The organism is Pseudomonas fluorescens, assembly GCF_001648775.1.
GTDB lineage: Bacteria > Pseudomonadota > Gammaproteobacteria > Pseudomonadales > Pseudomonadaceae > Aquipseudomonas > Aquipseudomonas fluorescens_M.
This window is the reverse complement of the sequence record NZ_LVEJ01000016.1, coordinates 181,450-205,904: the sequence shown is the minus strand read 5'-3', so window position 1 is coordinate 205,904 and position 24,455 is coordinate 181,450. Positions and strand designations below refer to the sequence as shown.

The window sequence follows — 24,455 nt, the reverse complement described above, 5'->3', positions numbered from 1 at the left end:
ATCCGCCCGTCACCGCTGTTAGTCCCGGGACGCGACAGCTATAATCTGCCGCTTTCCTCTTTGCCAAGACCCCAGCAGACCATGACTGAGTCCGTTCTTGACTACATGACCCGATTGGGTCGCGCCGCCCGCGAAGCCTCCCGGGTCATCGGCCGTGCCAGCACTGCGCAGAAAAACCGCGCCTTGCAGGCTGCTGCCAATGCGCTGGACGCTGCGCGCGCCGAGCTCGCTGCAGCCAATGAACAGGATCTGGCCGCCGGTCGCGCCAATGGTCTGGAGCCGGCATTGCTGGAACGTCTGGAACTGACCCCGGCGCGTATCGACGGCATGATCGTCGGCCTGCGTCAGGTGGCTGCGCTGCCGGATCCGGTCGGCGCGATTCGTGACATGAGCTTCCGTCCGTCGGGGATTCAGGTCGGCAAGATGCGCGTGCCGCTGGGCGTGATCGGGATCATCTACGAATCCCGGCCGAACGTGACCATCGATGCTGCCAGCCTGTGCCTGAAGTCCGGCAACGCGACGATCCTGCGCGGTGGCTCCGAAGCGATTCATTCCAATCGGGCGATTGCCGCGTGCATCCAGCGCGGTCTGGCCGAGGCCGAGTTGCCCGCCGCCGTGGTGCAAGTGGTCGAAACCACTGACCGTGCTGCTGTTGGCGCGATGATCACCATGCCTGAGTACGTCGACGTGATCGTGCCGCGCGGTGGCCGTGGCCTGATCGAGCGCATCAGCCGCGACGCCCGCGTACCGGTGATCAAGCATCTGGACGGCATCTGCCACGTTTACGTCAGTGCCCACGCCGATCTGCCGAAAGCCCAACGCATCGCCTTCAATGCCAAGACTTATCGCTACGGCATCTGCGGTGCAATGGAGACCTTGCTGGTCGATCAAACGGTTGCCAAGGATTTCCTGCCGTCGATGGCCGCCCAGTTCCGCGAAAAAGGCGTCGAACTGCGCGGTTGCGAGCGTACCCGGGCGATCATCGAAGCCGTTGCCGCCAGTGAAGAAGACTGGAATACCGAGTATCTGGCGCCGATCTTGTCGATCCGCGTCGTCGACGGTCTGGATCAGGCCATCGAACACATCAACCATTACGGCTCCCATCACACCGACTCGATTGTCAGCGAAAACCTCGCCGACACCCGTCGCTTCGTGGCGGAAGTCGACTCGGCGTCGGTGATGATCAACACCCCGACCTGCTTTGCCGATGGATTTGAATACGGATTGGGTGCCGAGATCGGCATTTCTACTGATAAGCTGCACGCCCGCGGCCCGGTGGGCCTTGAAGGACTGACCTGCGAGAAGTACATCGTGGTCGGTGATGGCCAGTTGCGCGGCCAGGCGACGGTCTGACTTGACCGACCTCGACCTGACAGCGGCGCAAACCGGTAGCGAGTCGCGCCCCCGCCGCATCGGCGTGCTGGGCGGCACATTCGACCCGGTGCACATCGGCCATTTGCGCGGTGGGCTGGAAGTTGCCGAAGCGCTGGCGCTCGACGAGTTGCGCCTGACGCCGAGTGCGCGGCCGCCGCATCGCAATACGCCGCAGGTGTCGGCGCAGGACCGCCTGGCGATGGTCGAGTGCGCGGTGGCCGGAGTGCCGCCGCTGGTGGTGGATGCCCGCGAATTGCAGCGGGACAAACCGTCCTACACCATTGATACCCTGGAGTTGATGCGCGCCGAAATGCCCGCTGAAACCCAGGTTTTTCTGCTTTTGGGCTGGGACGCATTTTGCGGCCTGCCCACTTGGCACCGCTGGGAAGAGTTGCTCCAGCATTGCCACATCCTGGTGCTACAGCGCCCGGACGCCGACAGCGAACCGCCGGATGCCTTGCGCAACCTGCTGGCAGCGCGTTCGGTGAGCGACCCGCTGGCCCTGAAAGGGCCGAGCGGACAGATTGCATTCGTCTGGCAGACACCGCTCGCGGTTTCCGCCACCCAGATCCGTCAACTGCTGGCCAGCGGTAAGTCGGTACGTTTCCTGGTGCCCGACGCGGTCCTGGCCTACATCGATGCGCACGGTCTTTACCGTGCGTCGAACTGAGCAAGGCGTGCTTCACTGATACGAATCCACGTATCGCCAAGCCGCCGAATATATGAGCAAAACGAGTTTTATATGACTGACAAAGACCAAACCAAAGTAAAGCGCAAAGGCACATTCAAGAGCGCCCCGCTGCCAGAGCCGGTCAACACCAACGAACCGCTGAAGGGCGACGAGCTGGTCAAACTGGCCGTTGCTGCCCTGGAAGACGTCAAGGCGCAAGATATCCAGATCATCGATGTTCGCGACAAGCAGAGCATCACTGATTACATGATCATCGCCACCGGTACGTCCAACCGCCAGATCAACGCGATGCTCGACAAGGTTCGCGAAGAAGTCAAAAAGCAGGGCGCCAAGCCGCTGGGCGAAGAAGGCAAGGGCGACAGCGACTGGGTGCTGTTGGACCTGGACCTGGTGATCGTGCACATGATGACGGCCTCGGCACGTCAGTTCTACGACCTGGAGCGCCTGTGGGCCGGTGCCGAGCAAAGCCGTGCGGCCGATGCCAAACACCACAGCCCGGAAAACACCCACGAGCATTTCACCAAGCTCAACAAAGACCAGCTGTAAGGGATTGCTGTGCGACTGCGCCTGATCGCCGTCGGTTCACGCATGCCCAAGTGGGTGGAAGAAGGCTGGCATGAATATGCCAAGCGTCTTCCGTCCGAGCTGGCGCTGGAACTGGTGGAAATTCCGCTCAATACCCGTGGCAAAAATGCCGACGTGGCCCGATTCATCCGCCAGGAAGGCGAAGCCATGCTGGCCAAGGTCGGGCCGAACGAGCGGATCGTCACGCTGGAAGTCCACGGCAAGCCCTGGAGCACCGAGCAGCTGGCGGTCGAACTCGACCGCTGGCGGCTGGATTCGCGCACGGTCAATTTCATGGTTGGTGGCCCGGAAGGGCTGGCGCCGGAAGTCTGTGCCCGCGCCGATCAGCGCTGGTCGTTGTCGCCACTGACGCTGCCGCACCCGCTGGTGCGAATCCTCATCGGCGAACAGTTGTACCGTGCCTGGACCGTGCTGTCCGGTCACCCTTACCACAAGTAAGCCTGCCCTCATGTCTCAGCCGATCCGCATCAAGGACCACGAAAAGGACGCACGCCTGGTGCGTAGCCGCGTCGTGTTCGGGGCCATTGCGATTGTGCTGTTGATCGGCGTGTTGATCGCGCGGCTGTATTACTTGCAGGTGATCCAGTACGAGTACCACTCGACGCTGTCGGAAAACAACCGCGTCCACGTGCAGCCGATTCCACCGACCCGCGGGCTGATTTTCGACCGCAACGGCGTGGTGGTGGCGGACAACCGTCCCAGCTTCAGCCTGAGCATGACCCGCGAGCGCTCCGGCGACTGGCAGCAAGTGCTCGACGTCATTGTCGAAGTGCTGGAGCTGACGCCCGAGGACCGGGTGATCTTCGAGAAACGCATGCGTCAGGGGCGCCGGCCGTTCGAGCCGGTGCCGATCCTGTTCGAGCTGACCGAAGAGCAGATCGCCCGGATCGCGGTGAATCAGTTCCGCCTGCCCGGCGTGGAAGTGGTCGCGCAACTGGTTCGTCACTACCCGCAGGGCGCGCATTTTGCGCACTCGGTCGGTTACATGGGGCGGATCAACGAGAAAGAGCTGAAGAGCCTCGACCCGGTCAACTACAGCGGCACCCATCACATCGGCAAAACCGGCATCGAGCGTTTCTACGAGCCGGAATTGCACGGTCAGGTCGGTTACGAAGAAGTCGAGACCAACGCCCGCGGCCGCGTCTTGCGCGTGCTCAAGCGTACCGATCCGATTCCTGGTAAAGACATCGTCCTTAGTCTCGACATCAAGTTGCAGGAAGCGGCCGAGGCTGCGCTGGGTGGGCGTCGTGGTGCGGTGGTTGCGCTTGATCCGAAGACCGGTGAAGTGCTGGCGATGGTCAGCCAACCGAGTTTCGACCCGAACCTGTTCGTCACCGGCATCAGCTTCAAGGCCTACGCCGAGCTGCGTGATTCGATCGATCGGCCGTTGTTCAACCGGGTGCTGCGCGGTCTGTATCCGCCGGGCTCGACGATCAAGCCTGCGGTGGCGATTGCCGGCCTCGATTCCGGTGTGGTGACAGCATCCAGCCGGGTGTTCGACCCGGGCTACTACATGCTGCCCAACTACGATCACAAATACCGTAACTGGAACCGCACCGGTGACGGTTTCGTCGACCTCGACACGGCGATCATGCGTTCCAACGACACTTACTTCTATGACCTGGCGCACAAGCTCGGCATCGATCGGTTGTCGACTTACATGAACAAGTTCGGCATCGGCCAGAAGGTCTCGCTGGACATGTTCGAAGAATCTCCCGGTCTGATGCCGTCCCGCGAGTGGAAACGTGCCACACGCAAACAGGCGTGGTTCCCTGGCGAAACCCTGATTCTCGGGATCGGCCAGGGCTACATGCAATCGACCCCGCTGCAGTTGGCGCAAGCCACGGCGCTGGTCGCCAACAAAGGCATCTGGAACCGTCCGCACCTGGCCAAATCCCTGGAAGGGGTGAAGCCGGTCGATGAAAACCCGATGCCGGACATTGTCCTGCGCGATCCGTCGGACTGGACCAAGGTCAACCACGGTATGCAGCAGGTCATGCACGGTGCTCGCGGCACCGCGCGTAAAGCCGCGATCGGCGCGCAATACCGCATCGCCGGCAAGTCGGGTACCGCGCAGGTGGTAGCGATCAAGCAGGGCGAGAAGTACGACCGCTCCAAGGTTCAGGAGCGTCACCGCGACCACGCCTTGTTCGTCGGTTTTGCCCCGGCCGATGATCCACGCATCGTCGTGTCGGTGATGGTCGAGAACGGTGAGTCCGGTTCCGGCGTCGCCGCGCCGGTGGTGCGTCAGGTCATGGACGCCTGGCTGCTCGATCAGGACGGACGTTTGAAGGCCGAATACGCCAGCCCAATCAGTGCGGAGGCTACGGCCCGTGATGAATAACTTTGATCGCATGCTCTCCAGTGAGGATGTGATGCGTCGCCGCGCGACGTTGCTGCAAAGACTGCATATCGATGGCCCATTGCTGATCCTGCTGCTGATTCTCGCGGCGGGCAGCCTGTTCGTGCTGTATTCGGCGAGCGGCAAGAGCTGGGACCTGCTGGCCAAACAGGCCACTTCGTTCGGCATCGGCCTGGTGTCGATGATCGTCATCGCCCAGTTCGAACCGCGTTTCATGGCGCGTTGGGTGCCGCTGGGCTACGTGATCGGCGTGGTGTTGCTGATGGTCGTCGACATCATGGGCCACAACGCCATGGGTGCGACGCGCTGGATCAACATCCCCGGGGTGATTCGTTTCCAGCCCTCGGAATTCATGAAGATCCTGATGCCGGCAACCATCGCCTGGTACCTGTCCAAGCGCACGCTGCCACCGCAACTCAAGCACGTCGGCATCAGTTTGATGTTGATCGGCGTGCCGTTTGTACTGATCGTGCGTCAGCCTGACCTCGGTACTTCGCTGCTGATTCTGGCGGGCGGGGCGTTCGTGCTGTTCATGGGCGGGCTGCGCTGGCGCTGGATCCTCAGCGTGCTGGCGGCGGCGATTCCGGTGTCGGTAGCGATGTGGTTTTTCATCATGCACGACTACCAGAAGCAGCGAATCCTGACCTTCCTCGATCCGGAAAGCGATCCGTTGGGTACTGGCTGGAACATCATTCAGTCGAAAGCCGCGATCGGTTCCGGCGGCGTGTTCGGCAAGGGCTGGCTGCTCGGCACCCAGTCACACCTGGACTTCCTGCCGGAAAGCCACACCGACTTCATCATTGCCGTACTCGGCGAAGAGTTCGGGCTGGTGGGCATTTGTGCGCTGTTGCTGATCTATCTGTTGCTGATTGGCCGGGGGCTGGTGATTACCGCCCAGGCGCAAACGCTGTTCGGCAAATTGCTCGCCGGGGCGTTGACCATGACGTTTTTTGTTTACGTTTTCGTCAACATCGGTATGGTCAGTGGCCTGTTGCCGGTCGTAGGGGTGCCGTTGCCGTTCATTAGCTACGGAGGAACTTCGCTGGTGACACTGCTGTCAGCGTTTGGGGTTTTGATGTCGATCCATACCCATCGCAAGTGGATCGCACAGGTTTGAATAAGGTGAAGAGTTCAATGCAAGTAATGCGTGGCTGGGCGACTCGATGCGCGCCGCTGGTTGGCCTGATGGGCCTGCTGGGGAGCGTGCAGGAAGCGCTGGCCGGCGAATACGAAGGCTCGCCGCAGGTGGCCGAGTTCGTCGGTGAAATGACCCGCGACTATGGTTTCGCCGGTGAACAACTGATGGGCGTGTTCCGCGAGGCAGAGCGCAAGCAGTCGATTCTTGACGCCATTTCCAAACCCGCCGAACGGGTCAAACAGTGGAAAGAATACCGTCCGATGTTCATCACCGACGCGCGCATCGCCCGCGGTGTGGACTTCTGGCGCCAGCACGAGGCGACCCTGGCCCGTGCCGAACAGGAATACGGCGTACCGGCACAAGTCATCGTGTCGATTATCGGCGTCGAGACCTTTTTCGGACGTAATACCGGTAATTTCCGGGTGATCGATGCATTGTCCACGCTCGGTTTCGACTATCCTCCCCGTGCCGAATTTTTCCGCAAGGAACTGCGTGAGTTCCTGCTGCTGGCGCGCGAAGAACAGATCGATCCATTGACCCTCAAAGGCTCGTATGCCGGGGCGATGGGGTTGCCGCAGTTCATGCCGAGCAGCTTTCGCGCGTATGCGGTGGACTTTGACGGTGACGGCCACATCAATATCTGGAACAACCCGGATGATGCGATCGGTAGCGTTGCCAGTTATTTCAAGCGTCACGGCTGGGTCGCCGGCGAACCGGTGGTCAGCCGCGCCGATGTGCGTGGCGAGCAGGTCGACGAAGGCCTGACCACCGGTATCGAGCCGACGAAGACGGTCGGAGAGTTGCGAGCGCTGGGCTGGTCAAGTCATGATGCGCTGCGCGATGATATGCCGGTGACTGCATTTCGCCTCGAAGGCGAGAACGGCCCTGAATACTGGATGGGCCTGAAGAATTTCTACGCGATCACGCGTTATAACCGCAGCGTGATGTACGCCATGGCCGTACATCAACTGTCTGAACAGCTGGTACAAGCACGGGGCGTCAAGTAATGCGGGCATTGCCTAACAATAAACCCCTGAAGCTGGTGGCCTTCGCTGCGTTGGCGGTGCTGGTCGCCAGTTGCACGACCAGCCGTTCGCCGACGCCGAAAACAACCACATCCACTGCTGTGCGTGCGCAGCCGGGTCTGGACATCAACCGTGCGCACAAAGACGGCGCGCCTTGGTGGGATGTCGACGTGTCGCGCATCCCCGATGCCACGCCGACCCTGCACACCGGCCCGTACAAGGCCAACCCGTACACCGTACTGGGCAAGACCTACTTCCCGTTGCAGGAATCCAAGACCTACGTCGCTTCCGGCACAGCGTCGTGGTACGGCACCAAGTTTCACGGTCAGAACACCGCCAACGGCGAGGTCTACGACCTGTACGGCATGAGTGCCGCCCACAAGACATTACCGCTGCCAAGTTACGTTCGGGTGACCAACCTGGACAACAACCGCACGGTGATCCTGCGGGTCAATGACCGGGGGCCGTTCTATTCCGATCGCATCATCGACTTGTCTTACGCCGCCGCAAAAAAACTCGGTTATGCCGAAACCGGCACGGCGCACGTCAAGGTCGAAGGCATCGATCCGCAGCAGTATTGGGCCGCCAAGGGCCGTCCGGCACCGTTGATGCTCAATGAGCCGCAGGTCGCGCAGAACAGCGCTCCGGTGATCACGGCGTCGGCCGGCACCGTCGAGCAATGGACGCCGCCCCCGCAGCAACACGCCTCTGACACCGTCCCCGTGCCGATGAGTGCAAAAAAAAACGCTTCTGCAACAGCAACTGGCCAGTATCTGCAGGTGGGCGCGTTCGCCAACCCGGACGCTGCAGAACTCCTGAGGTCGAAGCTCAGCGGGATGGTGAGCGCTCCGGTGTTCATCAGCTCGATCGTGCGCAATCAGCAGACCCTGCATCGGGTACGCCTGGGGCCGATCGGCTCGCCGGGTGAAATCGCCCAGGTGCAGAACAGCGTGCGCCTGGCCAACCTTGGTTCGCCAAGTGTGGTTACCGAGTAAGCAACACGTAGAACTTGATTGACGATTCACCAGCGATTGGGGGGTGAATCAGGTTGTTGGCTCGTCGAAGAACAAAAGCCCGGCAAGGGTGACTGGAGTGAGCAACTGAACACGCGATGGCTCGTTAGAAAGTCATCTGATTAAATTTTGTCCGCAAGGACAGTTTCCATTAGCGATTTCGAGAGACGGATGAACATCACCACCTTTGCCAAACGCCTGTGTCTGCTAGTCCCGCTGCTCCTCTCGCCAGCCGCCTTCGCGGCCGAGATGATGCCGTCGCCACCGCAACTGGCCGCCAAAGCCTACGTTCTGATGGATGCCAGCAGCGGCAACGTGCTGGTTGAGAACAATGGCGACCAGCGTCTGCCTCCGGCCAGCCTGACCAAACTGATGACCGCGTACATCGCGACCCTGGAAATCCGTCGTGGCCAGATCGGTGAAAACGATCCAGTGACCGTCAGCGAAAACGCCTGGCGCACCGGCGGTTCGCGGATGTTCATCAAAGTCGGCTCGCAGGTCACTGTCAGCGACCTGCTGCACGGCATCATCATCCAGTCCGGCAACGACGCCAGCGTGGCCCTGTCCGAGCACATCGCCGGCAGCGAAGACGCGTTCGCCGACCTGATGAACAAGACCGTCGCTGATCTGGGCATGACCAATTCCCACTTCATGAACCCGACCGGTCTGCCAAACCCTGAGCACTACTCGTCGGCTCACGACATGGCGATCCTGGCCCGTGCGATCATCCACGAAGACCCGGCTCACTACGCGATCTACTCGCAGAAAGAGTTCTTCTGGAACGGCATCAAGCAGCCTAACCGCAACCTGCTGCTGTGGCGCGACAAGACCGTTGACGGTCTGAAGACCGGTCACACCGACGAAGCCGGCTACTGCATGGTGTCTTCGGCTGTACGTGATGGCCAGCGCCTGATCGCCGTGGTGTTCGGCACCAACAGCGAAGTGGCTCGCGCCGCTGAAACCCAGAAGCTGCTGACCTACGGTTTCCGCTTCTTCGAAACCCAGACCTTCTATCAGAAGGGCACCGAACTGGCTCAGGCCCCGGTGTGGAAAGGCACCACCAATCAAGTCAAGGCCGGCCTGGCTGAAGACCTGACCATGACCCTGCCAAAAGGCCAGCTGAAGAAGCTCGCTGCGAGCATGACCATGAACCCGCAACTGACCGCGCCAATCGCCAAGGGCGACGTGATCGGTAAAGTCGAAGTCAAACTGGAAGACAAGGTCGTGCACAGCGCTGACCTGATCGCTCTGGATGGCGTCGAGGAGGGTGGTATCTTCCGCCGCATGTGGGATAGCATCCGTCTATTCTTCTACGGCTTGTTCAACTGATTTGTGTTGACCTGCATGGCCCCGCCCCGATCCGGTGCGGGGCCATGCGCGTTATCACGGCTTGCGCTCAAGAGGCCGTTACGCCATGACCGATACCGAAGTAAAGGCGCCAAAGATCGAATTCCCTGTCACGGATTATCCCGTTAAGGTGATCAGCGATACCGGTGTGGGCAACAAAGACAAGATCATCGACATCGTCAAGAAACACGCGACCATCAATGATGAGCGCATCGACGAGCGTCAAAGCACCAACGGCAAATACACCACCATTCAGTTGCACATCGTCGCGACCGATCAGGATCAGCTGTACAACATCAACAGCGAACTGCGGGCGACCGGCTTCGTGCACATGGTGTTGTGATGCCGGGCACGCTGGGCTTTCGTGAGCTCGGCCAGATGGCTTACGAGCCGGTCTGGCATGCCATGCAACGTTTTACCAACGAACGCGGCAGCGATGCCGCCGACGAAATCTGGCTCGTCGAACACCCACCGGTGTTCACTCAGGGCCAGGCCGGCAAGGCCGAACATTTGTTGCTGCCGGGTGATATCCCGGTGGTGCAGGTCGATCGCGGCGGGCAGGTGACTTATCATGGCCCCGGCCAGTTGGTGGCCTATCTGTTGCTGGATGTACGCAAGCTGGGTTTCGGTGTGCGTGATCTGGTCAGCCGCATGGAGCTTTGCCTGATTGAACTGCTGGCCAGCTACGGCGTAACCGCTGCAGCCAAGCCAGATGCTCCCGGCGTCTATGTCGATGGAGCGAAAATCGCTTCTCTGGGTTTGCGGATTCGCCACGGTTGTTCCTTTCATGGCCTGGCCCTGAACGTGGATATGAACCTGGAACCGTTTCGACGGATTAATCCCTGCGGCTATGCCGGGCTGGCGATGACCCAGCTGAGCGATCACGCAGGATCGATTGAATTTGCCGAGGTAAGTGCCCGGCTGCGCGCGCAGCTCGTCAAACACCTCGACTATGCTGAGCAGACGACCCTGACGGGCGGAATCGACTGATATGACTACTGATGCAGTGCAAACCATGATCCCGACGCTCGACGTGACCGAGCGCCCGGCCCCGCGTCCCAAGGTAGAAGCCGGCGTCAAGCTGCGCGGCGCCGAGAAGGTTGCACGCATCCCGGTAAAGATCATTCCGACCACCGAGCTGCCGAAGAAACCTGACTGGATTCGCGTACGCATCCCGGTTTCGCCGGAAGTCGACCGGATCAAGAGCCTGCTGCGCAAACACAAGCTGCACAGCGTTTGCGAAGAAGCGTCCTGCCCGAACCTCGGCGAGTGCTTCTCCGGTGGCACCGCGACCTTCATGATCATGGGCGACATCTGCACCCGTCGCTGCCCGTTCTGCGACGTTGGCCACGGTCGTCCGAAGCCACTGGACGTCAACGAGCCGGAAAGCCTGGCCATCGCCATCGCCGACCTCAAGCTCAAGTATGTGGTGATCACCTCGGTTGACCGCGACGACCTGCGTGACGGCGGTGCCCAGCACTTTGCCGACTGCATCCGCGAAATCCGCAAACTGTCGCCGAACGTGCAGCTGGAAACCCTGGTTCCGGACTACCGTGGCCGCATGGACGTCGCGCTGGAAATCACCGCGGCCGAGCCACCGGATGTGTTCAACCACAACCTGGAAACCGTGCCGCGCCTGTACAAGGCTGCGCGTCCGGGTTCGGACTACCAGTGGTCGTTGACCCTGCTGCAGCGCTTCAAACAGATGATGCCGCACATTCCGACCAAATCCGGCCTGATGCTGGGGCTGGGCGAGACCGATGATGAAGTCATCGAAGTGATGAAGCGCATGCGCGAACACGACATCGACATGTTGACCCTCGGTCAGTACCTGCAACCGTCGCGCAGCCACTTGCCGGTGCAGCGTTTCGTGCACCCGGACACCTTCGCCTGGTTCGCCGAGGAAGGTTACAAGATGGGCTTCAAAAACGTTGCCTCGGGCCCGCTGGTACGTTCTTCGTACCACGCCGACGAGCAGGCGAAGCTGGTCAAGGCTGAGCTGCTGGGTTCCTGATCCGGCGTTGAGTCATAAAAATGCCCGCGAGGCTTTATGTCTACGCGGGCATTTTTTTGCCTGTCCTACGGCAAGCGCCTACTTTTCCCGCAACCTGCGGGGCAACGGAGCCTCTTCTGTTTGTCCCCGTTCCTGACTACTGTGTGAGCATGATTTTACGCACGGAGATCCATGGATGACTGTTCGACCGACCCACACACTTTGCCCGCACAGAGCCGTGCCCGCACTGCCCGCCGAGGGCACGATCGGCGTCATTGCGCCTGCCGGCCCAGGAGCGCTGGACACCGACAAGGCTGTGCAATGGATGCGCGCCCGGGGCTATGCACTGAAGATATTTCCGGGCGTTTACGCCAAGGACGGCTATCTGGCCGGCAGCGACGACGTACGGCTCAACGATCTGCATGCAGCGTTTGCCGACCCGCAAGTGGATGCGATCATCTGTTTGCGCGGTGGCTACGGTACGCCGCGCCTGCTGGACCGCATCGACTATGACCTGCTGAGTTGCCACGCCAAGCCATTTGTCGGTTACAGCGATATCACCGCACTGCATCTGGCTATCAGCCGCTATGCCGGGTTCGTGACCTTCCACGGCCCACTGCTCAATGCCGACCTGCTGGGCGACAAGGAGCCGCCGACCGTCACTTCATTCTTTGCCATGCTGCGCGGGCAATTGAAGGCGGGGAGTGTGTTTAGCCATCCGGTGGCTTATCCGTTGACCACCGTCGAGCCTGGTATCGCCCACGGGCGTTTGCTTGGCGGCAATCTGGCGATGATTGCGTCGACATTGGGTACGCCCTACGAAATCGATGTCGAAGGGGTGATTCTGCTCATCGAAGACATCAACGAGCCGCTGTATCGCATTGACCGCTTGCTGACGCAGATGCGTCTGGCCGGCAAGTTGGCCAAATTGCGTGGTGTGTTGGTCGGGGATGTGGCGGGGGTGGATGTCGCGGCACTGAACCGCTTGCTCAAGCAGACCTTCGAGCCGTTGCGGATTCCGGTGCTGTCGGGATGGCGTAGCGGGCATTGCGATCCGAACCTGACGCTGCCGATGGGCGCGTTGGTGCGGCTGGATGCGGGGAAGCAGGAATTGATGTTGGAGCAGGATGTGGTGATCAAGGCTTAAAGGTTGATTGCCTGATAGTCATTCTTCGCGAGCAAGCTCGCTCCCACATTTGCAATGCATTTCAATGTGGGAGCGAGCCTGCTCGCGAAAGCGATATCAGCCATACGGCATTCGTTCTATTGGGTACGCAGGCTTTCCAGCAACTTGTGCGTCGGATAGCCATCCGCCGGCCAGCCAAACGACTGCTGGGCACTGCGTATCGCCTTGCGCGTATTGGCGCCGATGATCCCGTCTGCCGTGCCCGCATCGTAATTGCGCGCGCTCAGCAGGGATTGCAATTCGATACGCTCGGATCGGCTCAGCGGCAAATCATCTTTCGGCCAGGTGCCATTGATCAAACCGCCGCCATTGAAGCGCTCGGACAACAGGCTCACCGCCAAGGCATACGACGACGAGTTGTTGTACTTGAGGATCGCCCGGAAGTTATCGAGGATCAGGAACGCCGGGCCCCGATAGCCGGCCGGTAACAGCAGGGCGGCGGACAGTTGTTCGGAGCCCGCCGGCACCTGGCCGCCATTTGGCAGAATCACGCCCAATTGACGCCATTCGGCAACGCTTTTGCGAATCGCACCATCGGCCAGCGTGTAGTTGAAGCTGCTCGGCAGTTGCACTTCAAAACCCCACGGCTGGCCGCGTTGCCAGCCCGAGCTTTGCAGATAATGGGCGGTCGAGGCCAGCGCATCGGCCGGGCTGCCCCAGATGTCGCGCCGACCGTCACCGTCGAAGTCCACGGCGTGAGTGTTGTAGGTGGTCGGAATGAACTGGGTCTGGCCCATGGCGCCGGCCCAGGAACCGAGCATCTTCTCTGGCGTGATATCGCCCTGTTGCAGAATCTGCAGGGCAGCGATCAATTGCGCATGGGCAAACCCCGGGCGACGGCCTTCGTAGGCGAGGGTGGCCAGCGAGTTGATCACCGACTTGCTGCCCTGGAACTGACCGAAGTTGCTTTCCATGCCCCACACCGACACCAGTGCCTGGCGATCAACACCATAACGCTGTTCGATGCTTTGCAGGATGTCGGCGTACTGACTGATCAGTGCCTGACCCTTACGTACACGCAGAGGCGACAGCGCACCGTCGAGGTATTCCCACACGGGGCGCGAGAATTCCGGTTGGCTGCGGTCGGCCCGAATCACGCTGGCGTCGAAGCTGACATTGGCAAAGGCGCGATCGAACAGCTCAGGGCTGATCCCGGCGGCCAGCGCATCTTTGCGAAAGCCTGCCTGCCATTCGGCAAAGGTCTGGGTTGGCTGGAGATCGAGCGGGTCGGCGGACGGCACTACCGGCGGGATAATCGCCGGGGCCGTGGCGACAGGGGCGGCTTGCAGAGGTTGCGCGTCGGCGGCGGTGGGTTTTTCCGCACAGGCGACCAGCAGAATGAAGCTTGCGGCAGCGATCATCTGGCGAACAGGCCAGCGACGGGAAAGACTTAGGGGCATGCACAGTTCCAGGGGAAACGAATCAGGTGCAGACCTTAACATGACCGAGGGGTGCTGCGCTTCAGGCAGCCAGAAAGTAAGAAGCCTCCCAGCTGTCAGACTGGAAGGCTTCGCGGCGGTAGCTGCCTTTGCCCTTGGTTGGTCGTTCCTGACGACTGCGGAACAAGGGTTGGGCGACGATGGATTTGGCCTTGTTGGGGCCATGTTTCGATGGCTTTTTGCTCATGAGGGTTCTCTCGATTGAGTGGGTTTTGCGCGGCAAATAATCTGCCGATGTCGGGCGTCTGTCCAGTCCCTGATATGTGGGAATGTGTTGACGCTTTCGCGAGCAAGTTCGCTCCCACATTTGGAATGCATTTCAATGTGGGAGCGAGCTTGCTCGCGAATGGCCGTTATGCGGTAGGACAGGTTATTCGGCGGGCAGTGTCAGACGCTGGCCAGACATCAACAACGCCAAGCGGCTCAGGCTCATCCACGGCGAACCGGCCGCCTGGCCCTTGATCTGCGCATCGATACGCTGCGCTTCGAGCAACAACTGCGCCCAACGTTGCGCCGAGTAGCGCTGCAGGGCCTTGCTCATCAGCGGCTTGCGTTTGTCCCAGACCGGCGGCTTCGCCTGACTGAAGCATTTATCCAGCGGCGTGCCCTGACTGTATTGCAACGAGATGTTGGCCAACAGCCGCAGCTCCCGCGCCAGTGCCCAGAGAATCACCGGCGGTTCGACGCCTTCACCGCGCAACCCTTCGAGCATGCGCAGGGCGTGCGCCGGCTCGCCATTGAGCACGGCGTCGGTCAGGCCGAACACGTCGAATCGGGCACTGTCCGCCACAGCGGCCTGCACGGTTTCAACGGTGATCTGGCCACCTTCGGCCATCAATTTGAGTTTTTCGATTTCCTGCGCGGCAGCAAGCAAGTTGCCTTCGACGCGCGCGGCAATCAGCTCGACGGCGTCCTGGCTGGCCGACAAGCCGGCCTGCGACAAACGCTGACGAATCCAGCTCGGCAACTGATTGGCATCCACCGGCCAGATCTGGATGAACTGGGTTTGCGGGCCTTCAACCAGCGCCTTGCCCCACTTGGTCTTCTGCGCGCTGCCATCGAGCTTGGGCAGGCTGATCAGCAGTACGGTGTCTTCAGCGGGGCGCGAGCAGTACTCGATGAATGCAGCGGCGCCCTTGTCACCGGGCTTGCCTGAAGGCAGGCGCAGTTCCAGCAGACGTTTTTCGGCAAACAGCGACATGCTGGCGCCGGCCTGCAGCAACGTGCCCCAATCGAAATTGGCGTCGGCGGCGAAGACCTGGCGTTCGTCAAAACCTTGCTGGCGGGCAGCACTGCGAATGGCGTCGGCGGCTTCCTGACACAGCAGCGGGTCATCGCCGCTGATGATGTAGACCGGCGCCAGAGCACCTTGCAGATGTTTACCGAGTTGGGCGGGAGCGAGCTTCATAAGAAAGGTCGAACGGGGCGCCTGAGCGCCCCGAACGTCTTACTGCTGCGGTATTTCGAGCGGCGACTGACGCGGGGTTTCCGCTTCAGCTTTTTGCGCCGCCTCGAGCGCGTCGGCTTCGGCCTTGGCGCGGTCGTTGGCCGCTTGTTGCAACTGCTGCAGTTGACCTGGGGTCAGCTGTTGCAGACGCAGCATCATGCGCTGGACCAGTTCGCGACGGATTTCGCGGCGAGCGTCGTTAGCTTCCTGATCGGAGCCGACCAGGTTGTTGCCGTCATGGATAAATACCTTCTGCACCTCAAGCTTGTCGCTCAGCAGAGAAAGGTTTTTATCACCGCGGATGTCGTAGCTCAGGACAGTGCTGACCTGATATTCGCCCGTACGGCCGGCGCCGGCGTAGCTGAGAATGCGCTGGCTTTCCTGCTCGTCAGCCAGATACAGCTTGTAAGGTGCACCGCTGTAAACCTTGACGCCACTGGTCTCGAGCGTCTGGCGCAGTTGGGTGACGGTCTCGCCATAAGCATTGCGGGCGCTCAGGTCGAGCTCCTTGATCGTCAGTTCGTTGGTACCGGTACCGCGCAGCTGGAAACCACAGGCGCTCAACAGGACGGCAAGGCCCATCACCAGCAGATTGCGTTTGATCATTGTGTTGCTCCCCTTGAAACCACGTGGGCCGACTGTACGGCCCGAAAGGTTTTACTTGGCGTCAGGCGAACCTGACGCCCGATCCAATTAGCTGGCGACGATATTGACCAGTTTCCCGGGCACTACGATCACTTTACGAATAGTCAGGCCGTCGACGAAACGCAGGACGTTTTCGTTGGCGCGCGCTGCCGCTTCCACTTCTTCACGGGTGGCACTGGCCGGCATGTCGATCTGGCCGCGCAACTTGCCGTTGACCTGGATGACCAGAGTCAGGCTGTCCTGCACCAAAGCGCTTTCATCCACCGCAGGCCAACCGGCGTCAATGACTGCATCGGCGTGACCCAGCTGATTCCACAACTCGTGACTGATGTGCGGCGTGATTGGCGCCAGCAACAGGGTCACGGCTTCCAGGCCTTCGTGAATCAGTGAACGATCCTGTTCGGTGCCTTGTGCGGCTTTTTCCAGCACGTTCATCAGCGTCATCACCTGAGCGATGGCCGTGTTGAATTTGTGGTTCTGGCCGACGTCGTGGCTGGCCTGCTTGATGGCCAGGTGGATCGCGCGGCGCACGGCCTTCTGGTCGTCGTTCAGGCTGGCGATGTCCAGTTTGCCCGGCAAGCCCTGGCTAACGTGGGCTTGCGCCAGACGCCAGACGCGCTTGAGGAAGCGGTGCGAACCTTCAACGCCGGAGTCCGACCATTCGGCGCTCATGTCAGGCGGCGAGGCGAACATCATGAACAGGCGGCAGGTGTCGGCGCCGAACTGATCGATCATCGATTGTGGGTCGACGCCGTTGTTCTTCGACTTGGCCATTTTCTCGGTGCCACCGATTTCCACCGGCAGGCCGTCGGATTTCAGCTTGGCGCTGATGACCTTGGCTTTGCTGTCACGCTCGAGTTCCACGTCCGCCGGGTTGAACCAGGTGTAGGCACCGTTGGCTTCGCGACGGTAGTAGGTTTCGGCGATGACCATGCCTTGGGTCAGCAGGTTCTTGAACGGCTCGTTGGAGCTGACCAGACCTTCGTCACGCATCAGTTTGTGGAAAAAGCGCGCGTAGAGCAGGTGCAGAATCGCGTGTTCGATGCCGCCGATGTACTGATCGACCGGCAGCCAGTGATCGGCCGCGGATTTTTCCACCAGGCCACCTTCAAAGTGCGGCGAGGCGTAACGGGCGTAATACCACGACGACTCGACGAAGGTGTCCATGGTGTCGGTTTCACGCTTGGCAGGCTGGCCGCATTTCGGGCAGCTGCATTCGTAAAACTCTGGCATGCGCGCCAGCGGAGAGCCGGCGCCGTCCGGCACCACGTCTTCCGGCAGGACCACAGGCAGTTGATCTTCCGGCACCGGCACGTCACCGCAAGTGTCGCAGTGGATGATCGGGATCGGGCAGCCCCAGTAGCGCTGACGGCTGATGCCCCAGTCGCGCAGGCGGAACTGAGTGCGCGAGGCGCCCAGTTCTTTCTTGATCAGGGCCACTTCCATGGCGTCGAACGCACCGGCGAAATCCAGACCGTCGAACTCGCCGGAATTGATCAGCGTGCCGTGCTCGCCGTAGGCGTCTTGCCATGGCTCAGGGTTGGTCTCGCCGGAACTGGTACGCACCACCGATTTCACCGGCAGGTTGTACTTGTGGGCGAATTCGAAATCGCGCTCATCGTGCGCCGGTACCGCCATTACAGCGCCGTCGCCGTAGTGCATCAGCACGTAGTTGGCGACCCACACAGGCAGTTTTTCACCGGTCAGCGGGTGCTCGACGAACAGGCCGGTCGGCAGGCCTTTCTTCTCTTGCGTGGCGACGTCGGCTTCGGCAACGCTGCCGCCCTTGCATTCAGCGATGAACGCTTGCAGCTCGGTATTGTTTTTCGCGGCCAGAGTGGCCAGTGGGTGCTCGGCAGCCACGGCGACATAGGTCGCGCCCATCAGGGTGTCCGGACGGGTAGTGAAGACTTTGAGGGTGCCGGCTTCGCCGATCGAGTCGACGTTGTACGGGAACTGCACTTCCATGCCGCGGGATTTGCCGATCCAGTTGCGCTGCATGGTCTTGACCTGTTCAGGCCAGCCAGTCAGTTCGTCGAGGCTCTCCAGCAGCTCATCCGCGTAGGCGGTGATCTTGAAGTAGTACATCGGGATTTCGCGCTTTTCGATCAGCGCGCCGGAACGCCAGCCGCGACCGTCGATTACCTGCTCGTTAGCCAGAACGGTCTGGTCGATCGGGTCCCAGTTCACGGTGCCGTTTTTACGGTAGATCACGCCTTTTTCGAACAGGCGGGTGAACAGCCATTGTTCCCAGCGGTAGTAATCCGGCTTGCAGGTGGTGACTTCGCGCGACCAGTCGACCGCCAGACCCAGGCTGCGCAGCTGGGTTTTCATGTAGGCGATGTTTTCGTAGGTCCACTTGGCCGGGGCGACGTTGTTCTTCATCGCGGCGTTTTCCGCCGGCATGCCGAAAGCGTCCCAACCCATCGGTTGCAGAACGTTCTTGCCGAGCATGCGCTGGTAGCGGGAGATCACGTCGCCGATGGTGTAGTTACGCACGTGCCCCATGTGTAGTTTGCCGCTGGGGTAAGGGAACATCGACAGGCAGTAGTAAGTTTCCTTGCCTGGCTGTTCACTGACTTCAAAGGACTTTTGCTCGTCCCAGAACGACTGGGCGGCGGCTTCGATTTCACGGGGCTGATATTGTTCGTGCATGGCTACTTTTGTACTGGATAGGGGTGGCCTAATCCTCTTCAACGCAGGTTCCGGGATGGCCCGGACGAGCTGGAAGTGGAATTACAGGAAGCGCCGTAGCATACATGACCGCGCTTGGCCTAGGGAAACCCTGATTACAGCTACATACCCCGCAATATTTGTACGAGGGCCGTTGGTCGCGGCGTGCAGCCGGTTTGTACAGCGAAGCTAAGCTCTAACTGGGGAGTGAGTCTTATCTTCAATGAGGTGAGGGATGGTGGAGCAACGGAAAAAAAACGTAACGAAACCCGAGTTGTACGAGAGGTTGATCGACCGTCTGGGTATGGCCCTGGACGCAGTAAAAACCGCTGACCGGCTGCGCGATGAGCGCCCCCTGGAACTGGAATTGCGTGGCTTGAGCCCCGCCGAGTTCAAACTGGTCAAGGCCTATCTGGATCGCAGTGAACGTGAATCGCACGGATGCTTGTCACAAGCAGTGAAGCAACTCGATGCAGCACATTCGGCCAAGGTCATCTGGCTCAAGGACAAGGCGCCCGGCAGAGACACCGTCAAGGTTCGCTCTCTGCAGGCCAAGTAAGCGCATGGCAGGTCAAAAAACGGATCTTTTTCAACAGGATCCCACCTATCGGTTGTAACGCTTTATTAACACTCTTAGGCTTTGGGCATCTGTGGAGATGCCCGATGCCTTTTCGTTATTTCATCAAACAACTTTTATTGCCGCCCGGCATTCTGCTGCTGCTGTTGTTGGCCGCGTGGTGGTTGCGCCGCTCACGGCCGCGCCTTGCCGGCGTGTGTTTTGCCATGGGGTTTGGCGGATTGTGGCTGATGAGCTTGCCGGTGGTGGTGCAGTGGGGCGCCAAGGCGCTGGAGCGCGAGCCGCCGCTGGCTCGCGCAGAATGGGCGACGCTGGCGCAGCGGGCCGATGCCATTGTGGTGTTGGGCTCCGGGCGCGAGCGTGGTGATCTGGCGTGGGGTGAGGATCAGCCGACCGGTGTGGGGCTTGAGCGTCAGCGTTACGCGGCGCGGCTGGCCAAGGCGTCTGGCCTGCCGATTCTGACCAGTGGTGGCCTGCACTACGGTACGCCGCCGACCGAGGCGAAACTGATGGCGGATTCGTTGCGTGATGACTTCGGCGTGACCGTGCGTTGGCAGGAAGGTGAAAGCCGGACGACCTGGGAAAACGCCAAATTCAGCGCTGACATTCTGTTGCCGCAGGGCATCAAGCGTGTGGTCGTGGTGACGCAGGCCTGGCACATGCCGCGATCGGTGTGGAGTTTTCAGCAGGCAGGATTTGAAGTGGTGCCGGCGCCGGTCGGCTTCCTGGGCACGGATAACGCGAGGCCGTTTGGTGGCTGGTTGCCGGAGTTCAAATCGATCTGGCAGAGCGGGCAGTTGCTGAATGAAGCGGTGGGGCAGGTGGGGTATTCGTTGTTCTACCGAGGCGACGTGACACTCGATTGATTCGGTGATTTTGATGTCCTCTTCGCGAGCAGGCTCGCTCCCACATTTGGAATGAATTTCAATGTGGGAGCGACGGTGCGACGATTCGACCTGCTCGCGAAGCTTTTAAAGGGTTTTCGACATCCGGCTGGCCATCAGTGCCCAGCCAAACAGCAGCAAGCAGACAATGATCAGCGGCCACGAACGCCATTCAAGATAAGGCGTCAGGTTGTGCATCGGCACCACTTCGCCGTACAGAATGCCTTGTTCAAACTGCGGAATCTGCGCGGTGATCTGCCCGAACGGGTTGATCAAACCGGTCACGCCGTTGTTGGTTGCTCGGATCATCCAGCGCCCGGCTTCCAGTGCGCGCATCTGCGCCATCTGCAAATGTTGCAGCGGGCCGATCGAGGTGCCAAACCAGGTGTCGTTGCTGATCGTCAGCAGCAGATCGCTGCGCGCTGACAGGCTGGCGGCAAATTCCGGATAGACCACTTCGTAGCAGATAAACGGTGCGATCTGATAACCCTTGGCCTGCAACAGCGCCTGATCGGCCGGGCCGCGGGCGAAGTCCGACATGGGCAGGTCGAAGAAGGCGATCAGCCCGCGCAGTACATCCTGCAACGGCACGTATTCGCCGAACGGCACCAGTTTCTGTTTCAGGTACGTGCCATCGCCTTCGCCGACCACGGTGATGCCGTTGAAGAAACGTTTTTCGTGGCGAACCGTTTCGCGGATCGGCACGCCGGTGATCAGCGCCGATTTACGCTCGGCGGCGAAGGTGCCCATCATGCTCAGATAACCTTCGGCGGACTCCTTGAGCACCGGTACAGCGGTTTCCGGCCAGATCAGCAGGTCCACCGGTTTTGAGCGGAAGCTCAAATCGCGGTACAGCGCCAGTTGCGCGTTGAGCTCGGCCGGGTCCCATTTCATGCTCTGTGCGACGTTGCCCTGAATCGCCGCAACACTCAGCGGCGCGCCGGACGGGCTGGTCCAGGCATGGCCCTTGAGCGCAATGCCTGCGACCCATGGCCCAACCAGCAGCACCAGACCTGCGGCAACAAAACCTTTGCGGCCGGTTTGCAGCAGGCGTGGGGTGTTGTAGATCAGCGCGGCAGTGAGCGCCAGAACGAACGAAACCAGCCACATACCGCCAACCGGCGCGAGTCCCGACAGCGGCCCGTCGAGCTGACTGTAGCCGGAGTACAACCACGGGAAACCGGTGAGGAACCAGCCGCGAAACGCTTCCTGGCCGACCCACAACGCAGCAAAGGCCAAGGCATCGGCCAGCGGCGCCTCGTTACGGCGTAACCAACGCGCCCATAACCAGGCGGGCAGGGCGAAGAACCAGGCAATCGCCGCGGTGAACAGCAGCATCAGGAACCCGGCCAGCAGTACTGAAGCGCCGCCGAAATGGTGAATGCTGTAGTAGATCCAGCTAGTCCCGGCACCGAACAGACCGAAACCGAAACACCAGCCACGGCCCAGCGCCTGACGCGGGCTCAGCTCGCGCAAACCGGCGTAGAACAAGCCGACCGCCAGCAAAGCCAGCGGCCAGATATCGAAAGGTGCCAGAGCGAGCGTGGTGATTGCACCGGCCGCCACGGCCAGCAGGTTACCGGGCCAGCCGGGGCGGGTTGTCCAGCGCATTTCAGTCCTTAAATTTACCGGGCGATTGGGGTCAGTCGCAGCAAGTGAATCCGACGGCTGTCGGCATTCAGGATGCGGAAACGATAGGCGCCGATTTCAGTGATTTCGTTGCGTTTTGGCAAGTGCCCGAACGCGCTCATCACCAGACCGCCGACGGTGTCGAATTCATCGTCGGAGAACTCGCTGTCGAAGAACTCGTTGAAGTTCTCGATCGGCGTCAGGGCCTTGATCAGAAAGTCGCCACTTGGCAGGGGCTTGATGTAGCTGTCTTCTTCGACGTCGTGCTCGTCTTCGATGTCGCCGACGATTTGTTCCAGCACGTCTTCGATGGTCACCAGACCAGCCACGCCGCCGTATTCGTCGATGACGATGGCCATGTGGTTGTGGTTGGCGCGAAATTCACGCAGCAACACGTTCAGGCGCTTGGACTCCGGCACGAAGGTGGCCGGGCGCAGCAGGTCCTTGATATTGAAGCTGTCGCCGTTCTCCTTGAGGATCAGCGGCAGCAGATCCTTGGCCAGCAGCACGCCCATCACGTCGTCATGGCTTTCGCCGATCACTGGATAGCGCGAGTGGGCCGAGTCGACCACGGCCGGGAGGAATTCACGCGGTGTCTGGGTCGCCTTGATGCTGATCATCTGCGAGCGCGGCACCATGATGTCGCGGACTTGCAGGTCAGCCACCTGAATGGCGCCTTCGACGATGGCCAGCGCTTCGCTGTCCAGCAGTTTGTTCTGATGTGCATCACGCAGCAGCTCAAGGAGCTCCTGACGGTTCTTCGGCTCGTGGGCAAAAGCCTGGGTCAGTTTACCCAGCCATGACTTCTGCCCGTTGCTCGATCGATCTTCGCTCATAGCGATTACTCTGAATCCTTTGTTGTAACGATAGGGGATGTTTCGGTTTCGTCGTCCGCGTACGGATCGGGATAGCCCAATTCGGCAAGCAACTCGCGTTCCAGTGCTTCCATTTCCTCGGCTTCTTCATCATCTATATGGTCGTAACCAAGCAGATGCAAGCAGCCGTGAATGACCAGATGTGCCCAATGGGCGTTTAGTTCCTTGCCCTGTTCGGCAGCTTCGCGTTCGACCACGGCGACGCAGATCACCAGATCGCCAAGCAATGGGATGTCGAGAAACTCGTCGGGCACTTCAGCCGGGAACGACAGGACGTTGGTCGCGTAATCCTTTTGGCGCCAGGTGTGATTGAGCTCGCGGCCTTCTTCCTCGTCGACCAGACGAATGGTCATTTCCGAGTCGGCGGTGCGCTGGCGCAGGGCCAGTTCGCACCACAGGCGGAAGTCGGCTTCACTCGGCGCGTTCGCTTCAGTCGCGATTTGCAGGTCTAGCTCAAGCATTTCGCGGGGTGTCCTTGGGTGCTTCGTCACGGTTTTCGAAGCGCTCGTAGGCTTCGACGATCCGCTGGACCAAAGGATGGCGCACGACGTCTTTAGGCTGGAAATGGGTGAAGCTGATACCCGGTACGTCTTTGAGCACTTCGATCACATGGTGCAGACCCGATTTGGTGCCTTTCGGCAGGTCGACCTGGGTGATGTCACCGGTGATGACGGCGGTAGAACCGAAGCCGATGCGGGTCAGGAACATCTTCATCTGCTCGACGGTGGTGTTCTGGCTTTCGTCGAGGATGATGAAGCTGTTGTTCAGCGTGCGACCGCGCATGTAGGCCAGCGGCGCAACTTCGATCACCTGACGTTCGATCAGCTTGGCCACGTATTCGAAGCCGAGCATTTCGTAGAGTGCGTCGTAGAGCGGGCGCAGGTACGGGTCGATTTTCTGCGACAAGTCCCCCGGCAGGAAGCCGAGTTTTTCACCCGCTTCAACCGCCGGGCGCACCAGCAGGATGCGGCGGATCTGCTCGCGCTCCAGCGCATCGACAGCACACGCGACGGCCAGATAGGTCTTGCCGGTACCGGCCGGGCCGATGCCGAAGTTGATGTCGTTACCGAGGATTTCCTTCACGTAGCGCAACTGATTCAAGCCGCGCGGGCGAATCATGCCTTTCTTGGTGCGCAGGGCGACGGAGGCTTCGGCGGGGGCGTGATTGTCCAGCTCGACGACGGCCGATTCCTGGAGGAACAGGTGCACGAGGTCCGGCGACAGCTCGGTACCTTTGGTTTCCCGGTACAGGCGGCGCAGCAGGTTTTCCGCAGACGTGGTGTGTTTGGGGTCGCCGATCAGCTCGAACTGGTTTCCGCGGTTGCGGATCTCGATGGTCAGGCGCTGTTCGATCAAGCGCAAATGCTCGTCGAATTGCCCGCACAGATTGGCGAAGCGGCGAGCCTCAAAGGGCTCGAGGATAAAACGATGTGGTTCTATGGGTGCGTTCAAGGTCGTATTTAGCCGCCCTGGGGCAATTAAGATGAAATCAAGGATAACGCCAGAGGCTTGGGTGCGAAAGCTCTTAAATGAGGTCGCCCGATTTCAGAGTCCGGCGCTGGACCTGTGGGA

The 24,455-nt window shown here is 60.5% G+C and carries 24 protein-coding genes; 15 read left to right on the top strand and 9 right to left on the bottom strand.

Going from position 1 to position 24,455, the window contains the following annotated elements:
* Positions 1-81 precede the first annotated feature (81 nt).
* From A8O26_RS15595 to A8O26_RS15535, 13 genes are all read left to right on the top strand, one after another.
* Positions 82-1,353, top strand: coding sequence for a glutamate-5-semialdehyde dehydrogenase (locus tag A8O26_RS15595; protein WP_064118816.1), 1,272 nt, complete (start codon positions 82-84; stop codon positions 1,351-1,353).
* Entirely contained in the window at positions 1,322-2,044 is a 723-nt protein-coding gene (gene nadD, locus A8O26_RS15590; protein WP_064118815.1) for a nicotinate-nucleotide adenylyltransferase, read from the top strand. Before A8O26_RS15595 ends, nadD begins: the two co-directional genes overlap by 32 nt.
* A 72-nt stretch (positions 2,045-2,116) precedes the next feature.
* Positions 2,117-2,611, top strand: coding sequence for a ribosome silencing factor (rsfS, locus tag A8O26_RS15585; protein WP_016986117.1), 495 nt, complete (start codon positions 2,117-2,119; stop codon positions 2,609-2,611).
* 9 nt (positions 2,612-2,620) lie between these two features.
* A complete protein-coding gene (gene rlmH, locus A8O26_RS15580; protein WP_003185785.1) occupies positions 2,621-3,088 on the top strand; it encodes a 23S rRNA (pseudouridine(1915)-N(3))-methyltransferase RlmH in 468 nt (155 codons plus the stop codon).
* 10 nt (positions 3,089-3,098) lie between these two features.
* Complete coding sequence (gene mrdA / locus A8O26_RS15575; protein WP_064118814.1) at positions 3,099-4,994, top strand: penicillin-binding protein 2; 1,896 nt, start codon at positions 3,099-3,101, stop codon at positions 4,992-4,994.
* Between the two features lie 31 nt (positions 4,995-5,025).
* On the top strand, positions 5,026-6,129 hold the full coding sequence (gene rodA / locus A8O26_RS15570) for a rod shape-determining protein RodA (protein WP_052229404.1): 1,104 nt from the start codon (positions 5,026-5,028) through the stop codon (positions 6,127-6,129).
* A 17-nt stretch (positions 6,130-6,146) separates the two neighbouring features.
* Complete coding sequence (gene mltB / locus A8O26_RS15565; protein WP_064118813.1) at positions 6,147-7,157, top strand: lytic murein transglycosylase B; 1,011 nt, start codon at positions 6,147-6,149, stop codon at positions 7,155-7,157.
* On the top strand, positions 7,157-8,170 hold the full coding sequence (locus A8O26_RS15560; protein ID WP_064118812.1) for a septal ring lytic transglycosylase RlpA family protein: 1,014 nt from the start codon (positions 7,157-7,159) through the stop codon (positions 8,168-8,170). Before mltB ends, A8O26_RS15560 begins: the two co-directional genes overlap by 1 nt.
* Before the next feature lie 189 nt (positions 8,171-8,359).
* The gene (locus A8O26_RS15555) at positions 8,360-9,517 is read left to right on the top strand and encodes a D-alanyl-D-alanine carboxypeptidase family protein (RefSeq protein ID WP_007909601.1); all 1,158 of its coding nucleotides are present in this window, start codon (positions 8,360-8,362) and stop codon (positions 9,515-9,517) included.
* A gap of 85 nt (positions 9,518-9,602) precedes the next feature.
* Positions 9,603-9,878, top strand: coding sequence for a DUF493 domain-containing protein (locus A8O26_RS15550; RefSeq protein WP_039761816.1), 276 nt, complete (start codon positions 9,603-9,605; stop codon positions 9,876-9,878).
* Entirely contained in the window at positions 9,878-10,525 is a 648-nt protein-coding gene (lipB, locus tag A8O26_RS15545) for a lipoyl(octanoyl) transferase LipB (protein ID WP_008087909.1), read from the top strand. The genes A8O26_RS15550 and lipB overlap by 1 nt, the downstream gene beginning before the upstream one ends.
* Before the next feature lie 25 nt (positions 10,526-10,550).
* Complete coding sequence (lipA, locus tag A8O26_RS15540; RefSeq protein ID WP_162130178.1) at positions 10,551-11,549, top strand: lipoyl synthase; 999 nt, start codon at positions 10,551-10,553, stop codon at positions 11,547-11,549.
* A gap of 175 nt (positions 11,550-11,724) precedes the next feature.
* Complete coding sequence (locus A8O26_RS15535; RefSeq protein ID WP_064118811.1) at positions 11,725-12,675, top strand: S66 peptidase family protein; 951 nt, start codon at positions 11,725-11,727, stop codon at positions 12,673-12,675.
* Positions 12,676-12,791: 116 nt separating this feature from the next.
* On the opposite strand, the gene A8O26_RS15530 is transcribed toward A8O26_RS15535, so the two are convergent.
* The 5 genes from A8O26_RS15530 to leuS form a co-directional block, all read right to left on the bottom strand.
* Positions 12,792-14,114, bottom strand: a complete 1,323-nt coding sequence (locus A8O26_RS15530) for a lytic murein transglycosylase (protein WP_064118810.1) — start codon at positions 14,112-14,114, stop codon at positions 12,792-12,794.
* A 61-nt stretch (positions 14,115-14,175) separates the two neighbouring features.
* On the bottom strand, positions 14,176-14,340 hold the full coding sequence (gene arfA, locus A8O26_RS15525) for an alternative ribosome rescue factor ArfA (RefSeq protein ID WP_016986126.1): 165 nt from the start codon (positions 14,338-14,340) through the stop codon (positions 14,176-14,178).
* 183 nt (positions 14,341-14,523) lie between these two features.
* On the bottom strand, positions 14,524-15,561 hold the full coding sequence (holA, locus tag A8O26_RS15520) for a DNA polymerase III subunit delta (RefSeq protein ID WP_064118809.1): 1,038 nt from the start codon (positions 15,559-15,561) through the stop codon (positions 14,524-14,526).
* A 39-nt stretch (positions 15,562-15,600) separates the two neighbouring features.
* Positions 15,601-16,206 (bottom strand): LPS-assembly lipoprotein LptE, encoded by a 606-nt coding sequence (gene lptE, locus A8O26_RS15515; RefSeq protein ID WP_064118808.1) that lies wholly within the window; start codon positions 16,204-16,206, stop codon positions 15,601-15,603.
* A gap of 87 nt (positions 16,207-16,293) precedes the next feature.
* Positions 16,294-18,900 carry a leucine--tRNA ligase gene (leuS, locus tag A8O26_RS15510; protein ID WP_064118807.1) on the bottom strand — a complete coding sequence of 869 codons (2,607 nt, stop codon included), beginning with the start codon at positions 18,898-18,900 and terminating at the stop codon, positions 16,294-16,296.
* A 253-nt stretch (positions 18,901-19,153) separates the two neighbouring features.
* Between leuS and A8O26_RS15505 the strand changes: the two genes are divergently transcribed.
* Together A8O26_RS15505 and A8O26_RS15500 are read left to right on the top strand one after the other, a co-directional pair.
* Positions 19,154-19,477 (top strand): hypothetical protein, encoded by a 324-nt coding sequence (locus A8O26_RS15505; RefSeq protein WP_064118806.1) that lies wholly within the window; start codon positions 19,154-19,156, stop codon positions 19,475-19,477.
* A gap of 104 nt (positions 19,478-19,581) precedes the next feature.
* On the top strand, positions 19,582-20,361 hold the full coding sequence (locus A8O26_RS15500) for a YdcF family protein (protein WP_064118805.1): 780 nt from the start codon (positions 19,582-19,584) through the stop codon (positions 20,359-20,361).
* A gap of 105 nt (positions 20,362-20,466) precedes the next feature.
* Here the strand turns inward: A8O26_RS15500 and lnt are convergent, their stop codons facing one another.
* The 4 genes from lnt to A8O26_RS15480 are packed head-to-tail and all read right to left on the bottom strand — an operon-like array spanning position 20,467 to position 24,335.
* Complete coding sequence (gene lnt / locus A8O26_RS15495) at positions 20,467-21,990, bottom strand: apolipoprotein N-acyltransferase (protein ID WP_064118804.1); 1,524 nt, start codon at positions 21,988-21,990, stop codon at positions 20,467-20,469.
* Between the two features lie 14 nt (positions 21,991-22,004).
* Positions 22,005-22,844, bottom strand: coding sequence for an HlyC/CorC family transporter (locus A8O26_RS15490; protein WP_007909641.1), 840 nt, complete (start codon positions 22,842-22,844; stop codon positions 22,005-22,007).
* Between the two features lie 5 nt (positions 22,845-22,849).
* Positions 22,850-23,344 carry an rRNA maturation RNase YbeY gene (gene ybeY / locus A8O26_RS15485; RefSeq protein ID WP_064118803.1) on the bottom strand — a complete coding sequence of 165 codons (495 nt, stop codon included), beginning with the start codon at positions 23,342-23,344 and terminating at the stop codon, positions 22,850-22,852.
* Positions 23,337-24,335, bottom strand: coding sequence for a PhoH family protein (locus tag A8O26_RS15480; RefSeq protein WP_064118802.1), 999 nt, complete (start codon positions 24,333-24,335; stop codon positions 23,337-23,339). The genes ybeY and A8O26_RS15480 overlap by 8 nt, the downstream gene beginning before the upstream one ends.
* Positions 24,336-24,455 lie beyond the last annotated feature (120 nt).